Origin of the sequence: Pseudomonas sp. REST10, assembly GCF_029542605.1 — a bacterium.
GTDB classification, from domain to species: Bacteria; Pseudomonadota; Gammaproteobacteria; order Pseudomonadales; family Pseudomonadaceae; genus Aquipseudomonas; species Aquipseudomonas khazarica.
In genome coordinates this window covers 1-14,588 of sequence record NZ_CP035677.1, presented here as the reverse complement: position 1 = coordinate 14,588, position 14,588 = coordinate 1, and the positions used below count along the sequence as shown (strand labels likewise).

Below are 14,588 nucleotides of genomic sequence, written 5' to 3'. Positions count from 1 at the left end.
GGCCGATGAGGAATTATGGTTTCGGCCTGTATTGAGCATCGGCCGAAATCGTTCAGAAAGCCAGTCAGCCGTCGCGCAGCACCTTGAGTTCGGCGTCATCGGCGGAGAAGCCACGCTCGAGTTTGAACTTGAGACTGAGGTCGGTGCGTGAGTCGGCGAACTTCAGGGCATCGGCCAGGTTGATGCGCCCGGCTTCGAGCAGGGCGAACAGGTGCTGGTCGAAGGTCTGCAGGCCCTGTTCCGCCGCACGTGCGATGGCTTCGCGCAACTCGTCCAGCTCATCGCGTTGGATCAGGTCGCGGATGTAGGGCGTGCCGAGCATCAGCTCCACCGCTACCACGCGCTTCTGGGCGATGCCGGGGACCAGGCGCTGGCCCACCACGGCGAGGAGGTTGTGCGCCACGTCGGCCAGTACCTGCTTGCGCGCCTCGTCGGGGAAGAAGCGGGCGATCCGCTCGATCGCATGGCTGCTGCTGGTGGCATGCAGGGTGGCGACGCACAGGTGGCCGGTCTCGGCGTAATGCAATGCGTGCTGCATGGTCGCGGCGTCACGGATTTCGCCGAGCATGATCACGTCCGGCGCCTCGCGCAGCACGTTGCGCAGGGCGTCGTCGAAGCTGTGAGTATCGAGGCCGACTTCGCGCTGATCGATGATCGAGCGCTGGTGGCTGTGGAGGAACTCGATGGGGTCTTCGATGCAGACGATATGGCCGCTCTTGTGGCGATTGCGGAAGTCCAGCATCGCTGCCAGAGTGGTGGACTTGCCAGAGCCTGCCGCGCCGGTGACCAGGATCAGCCCGCGATCCTGCATGGCCAGCTTTTCCAGCAGCCTGGGCAGACCGAGCTGCTCGACGCCCGGAATCCGGCTCTTGATCAGACGCACCACCATGGCCACCTCGCCACGCTGGTAATAGACATTGACCCGGTAGCGCCCGGCACCCTGCAGGCTGACCGCGAGATTCATCTCCAGGTCGCGCTCGAACTCGGCGATCTGCTTCTGGGTCATCAGCTGATAGGCCAGCTGCTGCACCTCGCCGGCCTTGAGAACGTGCTGGCCGGCCGGCTGGCTGTGCCCCTCGACTTTCATGTGCGGCGGCGCACCGACGCTGAAGAACAGGTCCGAGCCCGCATGCTGGTGCATCAGTTGCAGATAGGGAAAGACGTCGGGTTGCTCGGCGCTGGTGTCGTTCATCGGCGGGTCGCAGTTCGTGGTGTTGCAGCAAGGATAGTCGGCGTCCGCACACGCCCATTGCTTTGTATCAAGAGAGCGGGATGATTGGTCGCCTTATAGCTGGATCGCCGTCCGGCCGCACTGCGGCACGGCCTGGTGCTTGAACGTCGGATACGGGAGGAAGGTGGTGGGATTCTGGAGGGCTGCCCTGCTGGGGCTGCTGCTGTGCACATCGCTACGTGCCGAGGTTCTCCACCTGGTCACGGGGGATGAGTACGCGCCATTCACGGGCAAGGCGTTGCCGGGGCAGGGCATGCTCACCCAGGTGGTGCAGGCCGCGCTGGCCGAGCAGGGGCTGGCCATGACGCTCGATTGGCAGCCCTGGAACCGCGGCTATCTCAATGCCTCGCGCGGCGAATACGACGCCACCTTTCCCTACGTGCACTCCACCCAGCGCGAGCAGGACTTCCTCTACTCGGCCCCTCTGTACAAGGCCGAACAGCACCTGTTCAGTCGCGTCGGCGACTCGCTCGAGCTCGACGACCTGTCGCGCCACAAGGGGCTTCGTCTCTGCTATCCGTTGGGCTGGCAGCCGCCCGTCGCGATCCAGCGCCTGATCGACCAGGGCGCGCTCAGGCGCCATTCACCGCTCGGCCTCAAGGAATGTGCACGGCTGTTGCTGCTGCAGCGCGACGACCTCTTCATCGCCGACCGCAATCTGGGGGAAAGCGCCCTCAGCTCGATCGGTGTCGGTGCGGAGCGGTTTCACCGCTCGCACGCCCTGGGCAGCAACACCCTGCATTTCATCGTGCCTCGACGCCATCCGCGGGCGGCGGAGCTGATCGAGCGCTTCGACCACGGCCTCGACGCGCTCAAGGCGAGTGGGGAGTACCAGCGCATCGTCGATCGTTACGTGGAATAGGTGGTCGCGGCGGATTTCACAGCAGCATCATGACCAGCAGCAGGCTACCCGCTGCCAGCAGGGTCTGCAGGGTGATGATCCCGGCCATCAGCTGGCTGTCGCCGCCCAGCTGGCGGGTCAGTACGTAGGCCGTGGGGGCGGTGGGCAAGGCGAAGAACAGCACCAGCACGGCGCTCTCCATGGCCGGCAGCGCCAGTGCCCAGGCCACGCACCAGGCTAGGACGGGCATGACCAGCAGGCGCAGCGCGCTGTTCCAGCCCAGCGCGGGCACCTCGGCGCCCAGTTGCTCGGGCTTCAGTGCCGCGCCGACGCAGAGCAGGCCCAGCGGCAGGCTGGCAGCGGCCAGCAGGCTGAGCAGGCGATCCGTGCCGCCAGGCAGTCCGATGCCCGTGAGGTTGAACAGGGCACCCCCGACACAGGCGAGAATCAGCGGATTCTTGGCGATGGGCAGCAGCAGACTGCGGGCGCTGACACCGCGTTCGGCGGTCAGCGACCAGACCGACAGCACGTTCACCGTCGGCACCATCAGGGCCAGCATCAGCGCGGCCAGGGTCAGGCCTTGCTGGCCGAACAGGCTGCCCACCGCTGCCAGTCCCAGGTAGGTATTGAAGCGCAGGATGCCCTGGCTGAAGGCGCCGAAGCGCCCGGCCGGCCAGCCACGCAGGCGGCGTACCAGCAGCAGGGCGATCCAGGCGATGCCCAGGGCCAGCAGCACGGCGAGGGCCAGGCGCGGCAGGGCGGGGTTGTTCAGAGGCGCCCGGGCCAGGCTGGAGAACAGCAGCGCGGGGAACAGGATGAAGTAGTTGAGGCGTTCGGCACCTGGCCAGAAGGCCTCGCTGGGGAACTCACGCAGGCGCAGCCAGTAGCCGGCGACTATCATGGCGAACAGCGGCCACAAGGCCAGCAGCAGGTCTATCACGGTAACCCCCGACGGTGGTGAGGGCCTATCTTGGTCAGCGGCGCATGGCAATGCAAGACGGAGCGAAGAGATGAGCGAGCAGCATGAGGGTGGCTGCCAGTGCGGTGCCCTGCGTTATCGGATCGAGGCGCCGCTGTCGGACAGTGCGCATTGTCACTGCGCCATCTGCCGGCGCAGCAGCGGTGGCATTCTCACCACCTGGGTCACGGTGCCCAGGACGAGCTTCCAGTGGTTGCAGGGGCAGCCACGCACCTTCGCTTCATCGGCCAGTTGCTCGCGCTACTTCTGCGCCGACTGTGGCGCGCACCTGGCGTTGTTCACCACGCTCAGCCCGCAGACGCTGGACGTGACAGTCGCCACCCTCGATGCGCCGGAGCGGGCGCCGGCCAATCGACACATCTGGGTGGGCAGCCGTCTGCCATGGCTCAGCGTCGATCCGCAGCTGCCGGAGGAAGATGAGGAGCTGCTGTAGCGGGGGCGTCAGGGCAGCTCCAGGCCTCCGCTGGCCTTGTGCAGCGCGCGCAGGTGCTCACCGAGGGCGAGGAGGTTGGTCTCGTTGGCCTCCAGTTCGAGCAGACGCCCGGGTTCCAGCAGCTTGCGCACCTCGCCGTCGAGTTCGTCGCTTAGCTGGCGCAGCTGCTGCTGCCGCTCACGGCTGCGGTTCTCCAGCCCCTGCCACTCGCTGTGCTGCGGCAGGCCATAACCTCCGTCGAGCAATTCTGCGGGGCGACTGAGGAAGCCGCTGTTGGCGAGAATCTGTTCCAGCGCGCTGCCGGCCTTGTTCAGGTTGGGGTCGCCAGCGGCACGCCCGCTCAGGTAGCGCTGCTTGAGTTCGTCCTGGGCGAGCAGCAACTGGCGGCGCAGGGCGGCTTGTTCGAGCAGCAGCAGGGCGGCGCTGGCACGCAGATCGGCCTGGCTGAACCACTGGCGACGATCCTCTGCGGGTTGTTCCAGCCAGGCTTCGACGCTGCCCTGCGGGATCGGCAGGCGCTGGCGCAACACGCCGAACATCGCCTGGTAGCGCTCGCGGAAGGAGTCGAAGCGATAGCCCAGGCGCAGCGCTTCGCGCGGGTCGTCCAGCACCGAGGTGTCGGCCAGGCCGCGGGCGTCCATCAGCTGCAGCAGGCCGTTGGGCAGGATGCTGTCGAGCGCCTGCAGCTGCGGGTTGCCGGTGCCGCTGCGCAGCAGCTTGAGGGTTTCCACCGCGCAGTTGTTGGAGATGAAGTAGTAGTCGCCGTCATAGGTCCAGTGCTGCTCCACGGCACGGGTCACCAGTTGCTCGAGCTGGTCGCGTGACAGGCGCAGTGGCACCGAGGCCAGGCTGCGCAGCTCGACCTTGGTGTATTCGTCGATCACCTGCTCCAGTGGCAGGACGAACAGGCGCGATGGGTAGACGCCGGTCAGGCCATCCCAGCTGGAGAGCTGCAGGTCGCCGACGAAGGCGCGATAGGACAGCACCAGGTGCTGGTCCAGATCCAGCCGGCAATCCGGGCCACGCGGCCTGCCCGGTGCGCAGACCACCAGGCGCAACATGCTGTGGCCCCAACGGCTCATCCAGGCATCGTTGGCTTCGGCGAGCAGGTAGTCGACCTCGTACACGCGCTCCGGGTCCAGGCGCCCCAGCGGCTGGCGGGCGAAGTCGCGCCCGGCGTTGAGGTAGGGGTAATCGCTGGCGCAGGTCGCGGTCGGAGGTGTCCAGTCGAAGTGCTCGCGCCAGTAGCGAGCCAGTGACGGGCGGCGACAGGCGTAGCTCGGATCGAGCAGGAAGTATTCGAGGTTGACCGCGACGAACTCCAGTGCGTTGCGCAGTTCGTAGTCGTCCGGGCTGCGCGCCACCTGGCCGTTGTCCGTGTCGCGTGCGCCGCGCCTGCCGACCCGCTGCGCCCAGCCGGCCAGGTCGAGCAGACGTGGGTCGTCGCTGAGGGTGAAGCGGCGCTCGGTCTGGCCACGGCACTCGTCCGCCAGCCCGACCAGGCCGGTCGACCTGGCGCGCTGCCGACACTGGTTGATGCGCTGGCGCTCGGCGGTGGGCCAGAGCCGGGCGCGATCGTAGAGGTGGGTCAGCTCGTGCAGCAGGGTGGCCAGCAGCTCCTGGCGCTGGGTGCCGTGGGCGCGACCGGTGCGATTGCGGGCCGCCGAACCGTTCACCAGCCTTGGCAGCAGCGCGGCATTGAGCTCGATACCGCTGAAACGCCCGACCTGACCGTAGACGTCGGCCGGCATGTCGGCACGCCAGCTGACGCCGACCACGCGATCCAGCCGCGCGATGAAACTTGGCGGTAACGCCGCCATGGCCTCGTCCAGCAGTGTCTGGCTGGCCTGGCGCTCGGCCGCAGCGAGTGCGTCGTCGTCCAGCACCAGGCGCAGCTGTGCCTGGGCGAGGCCCGTGGCGAGCGTCAGCAGAACGCCGCAGCACCAGGCGGCGAGGCGAGTCACAGGGCGAGGATGGCTTCGGCGAGTTGCAGGTCGCTGGCTTGTCGGGCCTCTGGCAACTGCTGGCGAATGGTCTGCAGGGCGGCTTCCAGTTGCGCGCCGCGGATTTCGCCGGCACTGGCAACGAAACTGGCCGCGTCGTCGCGGGCCTGCACCACGGCCTTCATGTCGCGCAGCGAGGTGGTGGTATCGGAGGTGAAGTTGATGCTGCGATCCAGCGCGCGCACGACGATGTTGCTGGTGGCGACCAGGGTCTGTGCCTGGGCGAGGCCGCTGCACAGGGCACAAGCGGTGAGGGCGATGAGGAGTGAACGACGCATGATGAGTAGCTCCGAGAACTGCAGAACGGACGATTTGACGTGGGCAAGCCTGCGCGGTTCCCCGTGCGCGGTCGCTCGGGGAAGTGTACGGGGCGCAGCGAAGCCGGTCAGCAGTGAGTCGACCGGCAGGGGCGTGGAGCCTTCTACAGGCTGAGAATGGCTTGTGCCAGGGTCAGGTCATCGGCCTGCGCCAGCTCGCTGGCATGGCTGCGAATCTGCAGCAGGGCAGCTTCCAGCCTGGCGCTGCGGATGGCGCCGTCGCTGGCGACGAAGCTGGCGGCGTCCTCGCGAGCGGCGCGTATCTGCTTCATGTCGCGCAGGGAGCTGGTCGCATCCGAGAGGCCTTCGGCCGTGCCGGCCAGGGCGCCCACCAGGGTATCCGTGGTGGCGACCAGGCTACTGGCGCTGGCACTGCCGACGAGCAGCATCGTCAGCAGGGCAGCGCTGAAGGATTTGTTGAGAGGCATCTGGGGTCACTCCGAGGTTACGGGACAAGGTGCTGCCCGCGTCCGCAGCTTAGCCCAGAAGGCCTGTGCACTCCATTGCTGGCCTAGCGCCAGAAGGGCTTGGCCAGTTCCTGCTCGCGCTGGGCCGGGCTGATGCCCGCGTCGGCCAGCTGTTGTGCATTCAACTGGGCCAGCTGGCGGCGCGTGCGCAGGTTGCGCTGCCAATGGCGCAGCAGCGCGTAGAGGCGCAGGGAGTCCAGGGCGTGGGGATGTGCGTGCTGCGAGAGCGGGGAGTGCGTGCGGTCCATGGCGTGCTCCTGTCCAGAGACAAGGTGTGGCAGTCCATGATCTCGCCAATGGTTGTCGAGGAGCAGATACAAACGGGGGGAATTGTGCAGGGGCAGTGTCTGTTACCTGGCAACTGTACTGCTCGTCAGGGCGACGACTGTTCCAGATAAAACGAAAGCCCCACCGCAGCAGAGACGGTGGAGCTCTCAGAAGATCCCAATTCTGGGATGGAGCAAAGCGGTCAATCAGCGCCAGAACGGCTTTTGCAGTTCGACGAAACGCTGATTTTCGGTGATGCCGGCGTCAGCGAGCAGGCGGGCATCCAGTCGAGCCAGTTGACGACGGCTGACGATGCGGCGCTGCCACAGGCTGAGGGTGGCGATCAGGCGCAGGGGCCAGGCAGACTTGTCACTGGCAACGCTGTGAGTTTGGAGCAGGGCGGAACTGAGGGTACGTTCCATGGTGGTCATCCTTCCGCTTGTGGCGGGTCTGGTGTTTGCTTTCGATGGGGAAATTATCCCGAGCGCGAGCGTGGCCCAGTAGTCACAGCTGGATGAAATTGTTGTGCTATTAGATAGGTTGCTTTGTAACTGTTTGGTCAGGAAATGAATGAACTGTACTGGCCATAAGTTAAAAAACTGGGTGCAACCCATTTATGCGAGATTTTTAGCTGGGTGCAACCCGTTCTTCATGGTCTTTCGAGCAGTACAGTTGCAAATTGATTGGCCGTGCCGTTTGACCTGAAATTCAGCTTTTTTACCGGTTCCAGAAACGGAAAACCCGGCGCGAGGCCGGGTTTCCTGTCTGACTGGTCAGGGCTTATTCCACGGCCTTGACCATGTCCTCGATGACCTTCTTGGCATCGCCGAAGACCATCATGGTCTTGTCCATGTAGAACAGTTCGTTGTCCAGGCCGGCGTAGCCGCTGGCCATCGAGCGCTTGTTGACGATCACGGTCTTGGCCTTGTAGGCCTCGAGGATCGGCATGCCGGCGATCGGCGACTTCGGATCGTTCTTCGCGGCCGGGTTGACCACGTCGTTGGCGCCGAGCACCAGTACCACGTCGGTCTGGCCGAACTCGGAGTTGATGTCCTCCATTTCGAACACCTGCTCGTACGGCACCTCGGCCTCGGCCAGCAGGACGTTCATGTGGCCCGGCATGCGGCCGGCAACCGGGTGGATCGCGTACTTCACGGTCACGCCACGGTGGGTCAGCTTCTCCGCCAGTTCCATCAGCGCGTGCTGGGCACGGGCAACCGCCAGGCCATAGCCGGGGACGATCACCACGGTGTCGGCGTTGGTCAGCAGGAAGGCGGCGTCGTCGCTCGAACCCGACTTCACGCTGCGCTGCTCCTGGCTGCCGCCTGCCGCACCGGCATCTGCGTCGGCACCGAAGCCGCCGAGGATGACGTTGAAGAACGAACGGTTCATCGCCTTGCACATGATGTACGAGAGGATGGCGCCCGAGGAGCCGACCAGCGAGCCGGCGACGATCAGCATCGAGTTGTTCAGCGAGAAGCCGATACCGGCGGCCGCCCAGCCCGAGTAGGAGTTGAGCATCGACACCACCACCGGCATGTCGGCGCCACCGATCGGGATGATGATCAGCACGCCGATGACGAAGGCCAGCGCCACCAGCACTGCGAATGCGGTGATGTTGCCGGTGAAGGTGAAGTACAGGCCCAGGGCGAGGATCGCCAGGCCGACCGCGAGGTTGACCAGGTGCTGGCCCTTGAACACCACCGGGGCGCCCTGGAACAGACGGAACTTGTACTTGCCCGACAGCTTGCCGAAGGCGATCACCGAACCGGAGAAGGTGATGGCACCGATGGCCGCGCCGAGGAACAGCTCCAGGCGGTTGCCGGACGGGATCGCATCGCCCAGGGCGGCGACGATACCCAGCGACTGCGGTTCGACCACGGCGGCGATGGCGATGAACACGGCAGCCAGGCCGATCATGCTGTGCATGAAGGCGACCAGCTCCGGCATCTTGGTCATTTCCACGCGCTTGGCCATGACGGTGCCGACGCTACCGCCGACCAGCAGGCCGACGACCACGAAGCCGATACCCTGCACGGCCAGATCGGCGCCGAGCTTGTAGATCAGGCCGACGGTGGTGACCACCGCGATGCCCATGCCGATCATGCCGAACAGGTTGCCGCGCCGCGACGTGGTCGGGTGCGACAGGCCCTTGAGCGCCTGGATGAAGCACACCGAGGCGACGAGGTAGAGAACAGTGATCAGGTTCATGCTCATGGTCAGTGTTTCTCCACAGGTGCTTTCGGCGCTTTCTTCTTGAACATTTCCAGCATGCGTCGGGTGACCAGGAAGCCGCCGAAGACGTTGACGGCGGCCAGGGCCACGGCCAGGGTGCCCATGGCCTTGCCCAGCGGCGTGACGGTCAGTGCGGCCGCCAGCATGGCGCCGACGATGACGATCGCCGAGATGGCATTGGTGACCGCCATCAGCGGGGTGTGCAGGGCCGGGGTGACGTTCCAGACCACGTGGTAGCCGACATAGATAGCCAGCACGAAGATGATCAGGTTGTAGATGCCGTCGGAAATCAGATCCATGTCCCTACTCCTTAGCCGTTCTTGCGCACGACTTCACCGTCCTTGCACATCAGGCAGGCGGCGACGATGTCGTCTTCGAGGTTGAGCTGGAACTGGCCTTCCTGGTCGATCACGAGCTTGAGGAAGTCCAGCAGGTTGCGTGCATACAGCGCCGAGGCATCCGCCGGCACCAGCGCGGCCAGGTTGGTGTGGCCGACGAAGGTGACGCCGTGCTTGACCACGACCTGATCGGCCTCGGTCAGCGGGCAGTTGCCGCCTTGAGCGGCAGCCAGGTCGATGACCACGGAGCCCGGCTTCATTTCGGCCACCGTGCTTTCGTGCAGAAGCGTCGGAGCCTTGCGGCCCGGAATCAGCGCAGTGGTGATGACGATGTCGGCCTGCTTGGCGCGCTCGTGCACCGCCTTGGCCTGACGCTCCATCCAGGATTGCGGCATCGGCCGGGCATAGCCGCCCACGCCTTGCGCGCACTCGCGCTCCTCGTCGGTCTCGAAGGGGACGTCGACGAACTTGGCGCCGAGCGACTCGATCTGCTCTTTCACTGCCGGGCGCACATCCGATGCCTCGATCACGGCACCCAGACGCTTGGCGGTGGCGATGGCCTGCAGGCCGGCGACACCTGCACCGAGGATCAGCACGCGGGCCGCCTTAACGGTACCGGCGGCGGTCATCAGCATGGGCATGAAGCGCGGGTAGTGGTTGGCCGCCAGCATCACCGCCTTGTAGCCGGCGATGTTGGCCTGGGACGACAGCACGTCCAGGCTCTGTGCGCGGGAGGTACGCGGCGCGGCCTCCAGGGCGAAGGCAGTGATGCCGCGGGCATTCATGCGCGCAATGGTTTCATTGCAGAACGGGTTGAGCATGCCAACCAGCACGGCGCCGGACTTCATGTGAGTCAGTTCGGCGTCGGTGGGTGCGACCACCTTGAGCACCAGGTCGGCGCCGAAGGCGGCCGAATCGTTGCCAATGGTTGCGCCAGCGGCCTCATACGCGCTGTCCGGAATGCTGGCGCTGACGCCGGCCCCGGCTTGCACGGTCACCTGATGACCTTGGCCGACCAGCTTCTTGATGGTCTCGGGGGTCGCGGCAACCCGCGTCTCCCCTGCATGGGTTTCGAGAGGAACACCAATGTGCACTTCTAATCTCCTGCGTGATCTTTTTTGTGAACCGGGGCACTGCGCTGGCGCGCCGGCGATTGGGGATCAGCACATAACCCGATAGTGAATGGCGGGCGCGGCGATTGTGCAGTCGAACGCAAACCCTTACAAGAAGTTATGGAGTAAAAAAAATGCATTACTACAAGTAATGGGTCTATGAGGGATTTTTATACTGCGCGCAGCCCGCGTGGCGCCCGGTCGGCAGCAGGTTTCATGCAGGTTTGGCGGCCATGCCGGTATTCATGAGCGGAATGACCGTTGGTCGAATCGGCTGGGGTGTGAAAAGTAATGAACGACGTGTTCAAAATCACGCAATACCCCAGAGACAGGGGCTTTTGTGAATGAATCGGGCAGAGCGCCGTGTAGTGTGACCGATGGCGCCCTACGTGTTCAATCCGGATTCTGTTTCGCTGCTCTCGGTCGAAAAGAGTAGGGGCATGACTACTCGGCTCGGTAGGCGCGTGCCTCGCCTTGCAGCCAGTCGCGGAAGGCCTTGAGCGCCGCGGACTCGGCCTTGCGCTCCGGCACCATCAGGTAGTACGCACGGTCGTTGTCCGGCACGGCCGCGTCCATGGCGATCACCAGGCTGCCTTCTTCGAGTTCCCGCTGGATCAGGAAGGGGGGAATCAGGGCGACGCCCATTTCATGGCGGGCAGCCTGGGCCAGCATGGAAAACAACTCCAGGCGAGGCCCGGTCATGTCGCGGGCGACGCTCATGCCTTGCGCCGCGAACCACTGGCGCCAGGCATAGGGGCGGGTGGTCTGCTGCAGCAGTGGCAGGGTGGCGATACGCTGCGCATCGATCTCGCCCTGTCCCAGCAGCGCCGGGCTGCACACCGGCAGCAGGTGCTCGGGCATCAGGAAGTGCGCCTCGGTGCCTGACCATTCGGCATCGCCGTAGTAGATGGCGGCATCGAAGTGGGTGTCGGCGAACAGGAAGGGGCGAGTGCGGTTGGTCAGGTGCACCGTGACCTCGGGGTGCAGCCGCTGGAAGGCGCGCAGGCGTGGCAACAGCCACTGGGTACCGAATGTCGGCACCACCGCCAGCTCGATGCTGGTGGTGCCCTGGTTGCCCATCAGGGCCAGGGTGTCACGTTCCACGGCATCGAGCTGGGCGGCCACCTTGCGGCTGTAGGCGATGCCGGCCTCGGTCAGCACCACGCCACGGCGCGAGCGGCGGAACAGCTCGACGTTGAGGAAGCTTTCCAGCCCGCCGATCTGCCGGCAGATGGCACTCTGCGTCAGGTTCAGCTCATCGGCCGCCTTGGTGAAGCTCTGGTGACGTGCTGCAGACTCGAAGGCGACCAGGGCGGCGGTGCTGGGGATCTTGCGGCGCATTTATGCGAAAGCCTCACACGGAAGTGGCGTTAATTGCTGGTTAAGCTATCTCGAAGTGAGGAAAAAGCACAGGTCTGTGCGAATTCTGCGTTTGTCCTGCCTGCCAGGTCGTCCTAGGATCATCCTTATACGGGGTCGGTTGCGCCGGCCGCTCACTTCATCGTTTCGAGGTTTCTCGCAATGGCCAAGGCAAGCTTCAACTGGATCGACCCGCTGCTGCTCGATCAGCAACTGACCGAAGAAGAGCGCATGGTGCGCGACAGCGCCCAACAGTTCGCCGATGACAAGCTGGCACCTCGTGTGCTGGAGGCCTTCCGTCATGAGCAGACCGACCCGAAGATCTTCCGCGAGATGGGTGAGACCGGGCTGCTCGGCGCGACCATTCCCGAGGCCTACGGTGGCAGTGGCCTGAACTATGTCTGCTACGGGCTGATCGCCCGGGAAGTGGAGCGCATCGACTCCGGCTATCGCTCGATGATGAGCGTGCAATCCTCCCTGGTGATGGTGCCGATCAACGAGTTCGGCAATGAAGCGACCAAGCAGAAGTACCTGCCCAAGCTGGCCAGCGGCGAATACATCGGTTGCTTCGGCCTGACCGAGCCGAACCACGGTTCCGATCCGGGTTCGATGGTCACGCGTGCGAAGAAGGTCGAGGGCGGTTACCGCCTGAGCGGCAGCAAGATGTGGATCACCAACAGCCCGATCGCCGACGTCTTCGTGGTCTGGGCCAAGGACGATGCCGGCGAGATTCGTGGCTTCGTGCTGGAGAAGGGCTGGGAGGGGCTTTCCGCTCCGGCGATTCACGGCAAGGTCGGGCTGCGCGCCTCGATCACCGGCGAGATCGTCATGGACAACGTGTTCTGTCCCGAAGAGAACGCCTTCCCGGATGTGCGTGGCCTGCGTGGCCCGTTCACCTGCCTGAACTCTGCGCGTTACGGCATCAGCTGGGGGGCGCTGGGCGCCGCCGAGTTCTGCTGGCACACCGCGCGGCAGTACGTGCTGGATCGCAACCAGTTCGGCCGTCCGCTGGCGGCCAACCAGCTGATCCAGAAGAAGCTGGCGGACATGCAGACCGAAATCACCCTGGCCCTGCAAGGCTGCCTGCGCTTGGGAAGGATGAAGGACGAAGGCACCGCAGCGGTGGAAATCACCTCGATCATGAAGCGCAACAGCTGCGGCAAGGCGCTCGACATCGCGCGCCTGGCCCGTGACATGCTGGGCGGCAATGGCATCAGCGACGAGTTCGGCATCGCCCGTCATCTGGTCAACCTCGAGGTGGTCAACACCTATGAAGGCACGCATGACGTGCACGCGCTGATTCTCGGTCGTGCGCAAACCGGCATCCAGGCGTTCTTCTAAAGGCTCGCGCCTCTCACTGATCCATGGCGCGCTTGGCGCGCCATGCGGAGGATCTCCATGTCCGGTGCTCTTTCCCATATTCGCGTGCTCGACCTGTCCCGGGTACTTGCCGGGCCCTGGTGCGGGCAGATCCTGGGCGACCTCGGGGCCGAGGTGATCAAGGTCGAAAAGCCGGGGGCGGGGGACGACACCCGGCATTGGGGGCCTCCCTATATAAAGGATGCCGAGGGTAACGACTCGCGCGAGGCCGCCTATTTCCAGAGCGCGAATCGCAACAAGCAGTCCCTGACCCTGGATTTCACCCAGCCGGAGGGCCAGCGCCTGGTTCGCGAGCTGGTGGCGCAGTGCGATGTCCTGCTGGAGAACTTCAAGGTGGGCGGCCTGGCGGCCTATGGCCTGGATTACGCGTCGCTCAAGGCGATCAATCCGAAGCTGATCTACTGCTCCATTACCGGTTTCGGTCAGACCGGGCCTTACGCCAAGCGTGCCGGCTACGACTTCATGATCCAGGGGCTTGGCGGGCTGATGAGCCTGACGGGGCGCCCTGAGGGTGAGGAAGGGGCAGGGCCGATGAAGGTCGGCGTGGCGCTCACCGATATCCTCACCGGGCTGTATGCGACGGTGGGCGTATTGGCGGCGCTCAATCAGCGCGAACAGTCCGGTATCGGTCAGCACATCGACGTGGCGCTGCTCGACGTGCAGGTGGCCTGTCTGGCGAACCAGGCCATGAACTATCTGACGACGAACGTATCCCCCAAGCGCCTGGGTAATGCCCATCCCAATATCGTCCCTTACCAGGACTTCCCCAGCGCCGATGGCAACTTCATCCTGGCCGTGGGCAACGACGGGCAGTTCCGCAAGTTCTGCGAGGTAGCGGGTATCGCCGGTCTTGCCGATGATCCGCGCTATGCCACCAACAAGGCGCGCGTGGCCAACCGGGCCGAGCTGATCCCGCAGCTGCGCCAGGCCACCGTGTTCAAGACCACGGCGCAATGGATTGCTCTGCTGGAAGCGGCGGGTGTGCCCTGTGGGCCGATCAACGATCTGCAGCAGGTGTTCGCCGATCCGCAGGTCCAGTCGCGTGGGTTGAGCTTCGATCTGCCCAATGCGCTTGGCGGTCGTACGCCTCAGGTCGCCAGTCCCCTGCGCCTGTCGGACACGCCAGTGGCCTACCATTCGGCACCGCCACTGCTCGGGCAGCACACCGATGCGCTGTTGCAGAGGGTGCTGGGCATGAGCGAAGGGCAGATCGCTGCACTGCGTGAGGCGGGGGTGATCTGAGTTTCGCGCTCTCTATATAGAAGAGGCGCAGGCCGTTGGAACAGTCTGCGCAACTTTTTGCATATCAGGGCTTTACAGCTCGTTCTGGTGCTGTAGAATGCGCGCCACTTCAGCGATGAAGCTCTTCGAAAACTTCTTGTTAATCAATAAGTTAAGTTTAAAAGAGGGGTTGCAAAGCTGGGTCGGGCGTGTAGAATGCGCGCCGGTCGACAGGGTGGTGGTTGAGCCCTGTTGGTGATTCGGTCAAGTGGATCGAAAGCGGTAGAAAAGAGGTGGTTGACAGCGGTTTTGAACGCTGTAGAATGCGCCTCCCGCTGGAGAGAAGAAGCTCTGATCGAAAGCGCAAGTGGTTGAGTAGAAAGAAAAAATTCTTCGAAAAACAGC

At 64.5% G+C, this 14,588-nt stretch carries 15 protein-coding genes; 4 read left to right on the top strand and 11 right to left on the bottom strand.

Annotated elements, in window-relative coordinates; all coding sequences use genetic code 11:
- Positions 1–64: 64 nt before the first annotated feature.
- Positions 65–1,192, bottom strand: a complete 1,128-nt coding sequence (locus tag EWH21_RS00075) for a PilT/PilU family type 4a pilus ATPase (protein WP_150607107.1) — start codon at positions 1,190–1,192, stop codon at positions 65–67.
- Positions 1,193–1,358: 166 nt separating this feature from the next.
- On the opposite strand from EWH21_RS00075, the gene EWH21_RS00070 reads away from it, so the two are divergent.
- On the top strand, positions 1,359–2,093 hold the full coding sequence (locus EWH21_RS00070; RefSeq protein WP_277699506.1) for a transporter substrate-binding domain-containing protein: 735 nt from the start codon (positions 1,359–1,361) through the stop codon (positions 2,091–2,093).
- A gap of 16 nt (positions 2,094–2,109) precedes the next feature.
- Here the strand turns inward: EWH21_RS00070 and EWH21_RS00065 are convergent, their stop codons facing one another.
- A complete protein-coding gene (locus EWH21_RS00065) occupies positions 2,110–2,973 on the bottom strand; it encodes an AEC family transporter (protein ID WP_277700644.1) in 864 nt (287 codons plus the stop codon).
- Between the two features lie 109 nt (positions 2,974–3,082).
- Here EWH21_RS00065 and EWH21_RS00060 point away from each other — a divergent pair, with 109 nt between their 5' ends.
- Positions 3,083–3,484 (top strand): GFA family protein, encoded by a 402-nt coding sequence (locus tag EWH21_RS00060; RefSeq protein ID WP_277699505.1) that lies wholly within the window; start codon positions 3,083–3,085, stop codon positions 3,482–3,484.
- An 8-nt stretch (positions 3,485–3,492) separates the two neighbouring features.
- Here the strand turns inward: EWH21_RS00060 and EWH21_RS00055 are convergent, their stop codons facing one another.
- The 9 genes from EWH21_RS00055 to EWH21_RS00015 all read right to left on the bottom strand — a co-directional run bounded on the left by EWH21_RS00055 (position 3,493) and on the right by EWH21_RS00015 (position 11,564).
- The gene (locus tag EWH21_RS00055; protein ID WP_277699504.1) at positions 3,493–5,448 is read right to left on the bottom strand and encodes a DUF4105 domain-containing protein; all 1,956 of its coding nucleotides are present in this window, start codon (positions 5,446–5,448) and stop codon (positions 3,493–3,495) included.
- Positions 5,445–5,765 carry a DUF2388 domain-containing protein gene (locus tag EWH21_RS00050; RefSeq protein ID WP_277699503.1) on the bottom strand — a complete coding sequence of 107 codons (321 nt, stop codon included), beginning with the start codon at positions 5,763–5,765 and terminating at the stop codon, positions 5,445–5,447. The genes EWH21_RS00055 and EWH21_RS00050 overlap by 4 nt, the downstream gene beginning before the upstream one ends.
- Before the next feature lie 143 nt (positions 5,766–5,908).
- On the bottom strand, positions 5,909–6,232 hold the full coding sequence (locus EWH21_RS00045; protein WP_037054618.1) for a DUF2388 domain-containing protein: 324 nt from the start codon (positions 6,230–6,232) through the stop codon (positions 5,909–5,911).
- 83 nt (positions 6,233–6,315) lie between these two features.
- A complete protein-coding gene (locus EWH21_RS00040; RefSeq protein ID WP_037054620.1) occupies positions 6,316–6,519 on the bottom strand; it encodes a DUF1127 domain-containing protein in 204 nt (67 codons plus the stop codon).
- 225 nt (positions 6,520–6,744) lie between these two features.
- Positions 6,745–6,960: a DUF1127 domain-containing protein gene (locus EWH21_RS00035; RefSeq protein WP_037054622.1), complete on the bottom strand. Its 216-nt coding sequence runs from the start codon at positions 6,958–6,960 to the stop codon at positions 6,745–6,747.
- A gap of 358 nt (positions 6,961–7,318) precedes the next feature.
- The gene (locus tag EWH21_RS00030; RefSeq protein ID WP_277699502.1) at positions 7,319–8,755 is read right to left on the bottom strand and encodes an NAD(P)(+) transhydrogenase (Re/Si-specific) subunit beta; all 1,437 of its coding nucleotides are present in this window, start codon (positions 8,753–8,755) and stop codon (positions 7,319–7,321) included.
- A 2-nt stretch (positions 8,756–8,757) separates the two neighbouring features.
- Positions 8,758–9,072 carry an NAD(P) transhydrogenase subunit alpha gene (locus tag EWH21_RS00025; RefSeq protein WP_037054628.1) on the bottom strand — a complete coding sequence of 105 codons (315 nt, stop codon included), beginning with the start codon at positions 9,070–9,072 and terminating at the stop codon, positions 8,758–8,760.
- 11 nt (positions 9,073–9,083) lie between these two features.
- The gene (locus EWH21_RS00020) at positions 9,084–10,205 is read right to left on the bottom strand and encodes a Re/Si-specific NAD(P)(+) transhydrogenase subunit alpha (protein ID WP_037054631.1); all 1,122 of its coding nucleotides are present in this window, start codon (positions 10,203–10,205) and stop codon (positions 9,084–9,086) included.
- 462 nt (positions 10,206–10,667) lie between these two features.
- Entirely contained in the window at positions 10,668–11,564 is an 897-nt protein-coding gene (locus EWH21_RS00015) for a LysR family transcriptional regulator (RefSeq protein WP_277699501.1), read from the bottom strand.
- A 180-nt stretch (positions 11,565–11,744) separates the two neighbouring features.
- Here EWH21_RS00015 and EWH21_RS00010 point away from each other — a divergent pair, with 180 nt between their 5' ends.
- Positions 11,745–12,923, top strand: coding sequence for an acyl-CoA dehydrogenase (locus EWH21_RS00010; protein ID WP_037054635.1), 1,179 nt, complete (start codon positions 11,745–11,747; stop codon positions 12,921–12,923).
- Between the two features lie 57 nt (positions 12,924–12,980).
- Positions 12,981–14,204, top strand: a complete 1,224-nt coding sequence (locus EWH21_RS00005) for a CaiB/BaiF CoA-transferase family protein (RefSeq protein ID WP_277699500.1) — start codon at positions 12,981–12,983, stop codon at positions 14,202–14,204.
- Positions 14,205–14,588 lie beyond the last annotated feature (384 nt).

Excerpts from the sequence above, each read along its gene's own strand:
- EWH21_RS00075 (WP_150607107.1), bottom strand. The coding sequence starts at position 1,192 with ATGAACGACACCAGCGCCGAGCAACCCGACGTCTTTCCCTATCTGCAA.
- EWH21_RS00065 (WP_277700644.1), bottom strand. The coding sequence starts at position 2,973 with ATGATAGTCGCCGGCTACTGGCTGCGCCTGCGTGAGTTCCCCAGCGAG.
- EWH21_RS00060 (WP_277699505.1), top strand. The coding sequence starts at position 3,083 with ATGAGCGAGCAGCATGAGGGTGGCTGCCAGTGCGGTGCCCTGCGTTAT.
- EWH21_RS00050 (WP_277699503.1), bottom strand. The coding sequence starts at position 5,765 with ATGCGTCGTTCACTCCTCATCGCCCTCACCGCTTGTGCCCTGTGCAGC.
- EWH21_RS00045 (WP_037054618.1), bottom strand. The coding sequence starts at position 6,232 with ATGCCTCTCAACAAATCCTTCAGCGCTGCCCTGCTGACGATGCTGCTC.
- EWH21_RS00040 (WP_037054620.1), bottom strand. The coding sequence starts at position 6,519 with ATGGACCGCACGCACTCCCCGCTCTCGCAGCACGCACATCCCCACGCC.
- EWH21_RS00035 (WP_037054622.1), bottom strand. The coding sequence starts at position 6,960 with ATGGAACGTACCCTCAGTTCCGCCCTGCTCCAAACTCACAGCGTTGCC.
- EWH21_RS00030 (WP_277699502.1), bottom strand. The coding sequence starts at position 8,755 with ATGAGCATGAACCTGATCACTGTTCTCTACCTCGTCGCCTCGGTGTGC.
- EWH21_RS00025 (WP_037054628.1), bottom strand. The coding sequence starts at position 9,072 with ATGGATCTGATTTCCGACGGCATCTACAACCTGATCATCTTCGTGCTG.
- EWH21_RS00015 (WP_277699501.1), bottom strand. The coding sequence starts at position 11,564 with ATGCGCCGCAAGATCCCCAGCACCGCCGCCCTGGTCGCCTTCGAGTCT.
- EWH21_RS00010 (WP_037054635.1), top strand. The coding sequence starts at position 11,745 with ATGGCCAAGGCAAGCTTCAACTGGATCGACCCGCTGCTGCTCGATCAG.
- EWH21_RS00005 (WP_277699500.1), top strand. The coding sequence starts at position 12,981 with ATGTCCGGTGCTCTTTCCCATATTCGCGTGCTCGACCTGTCCCGGGTA.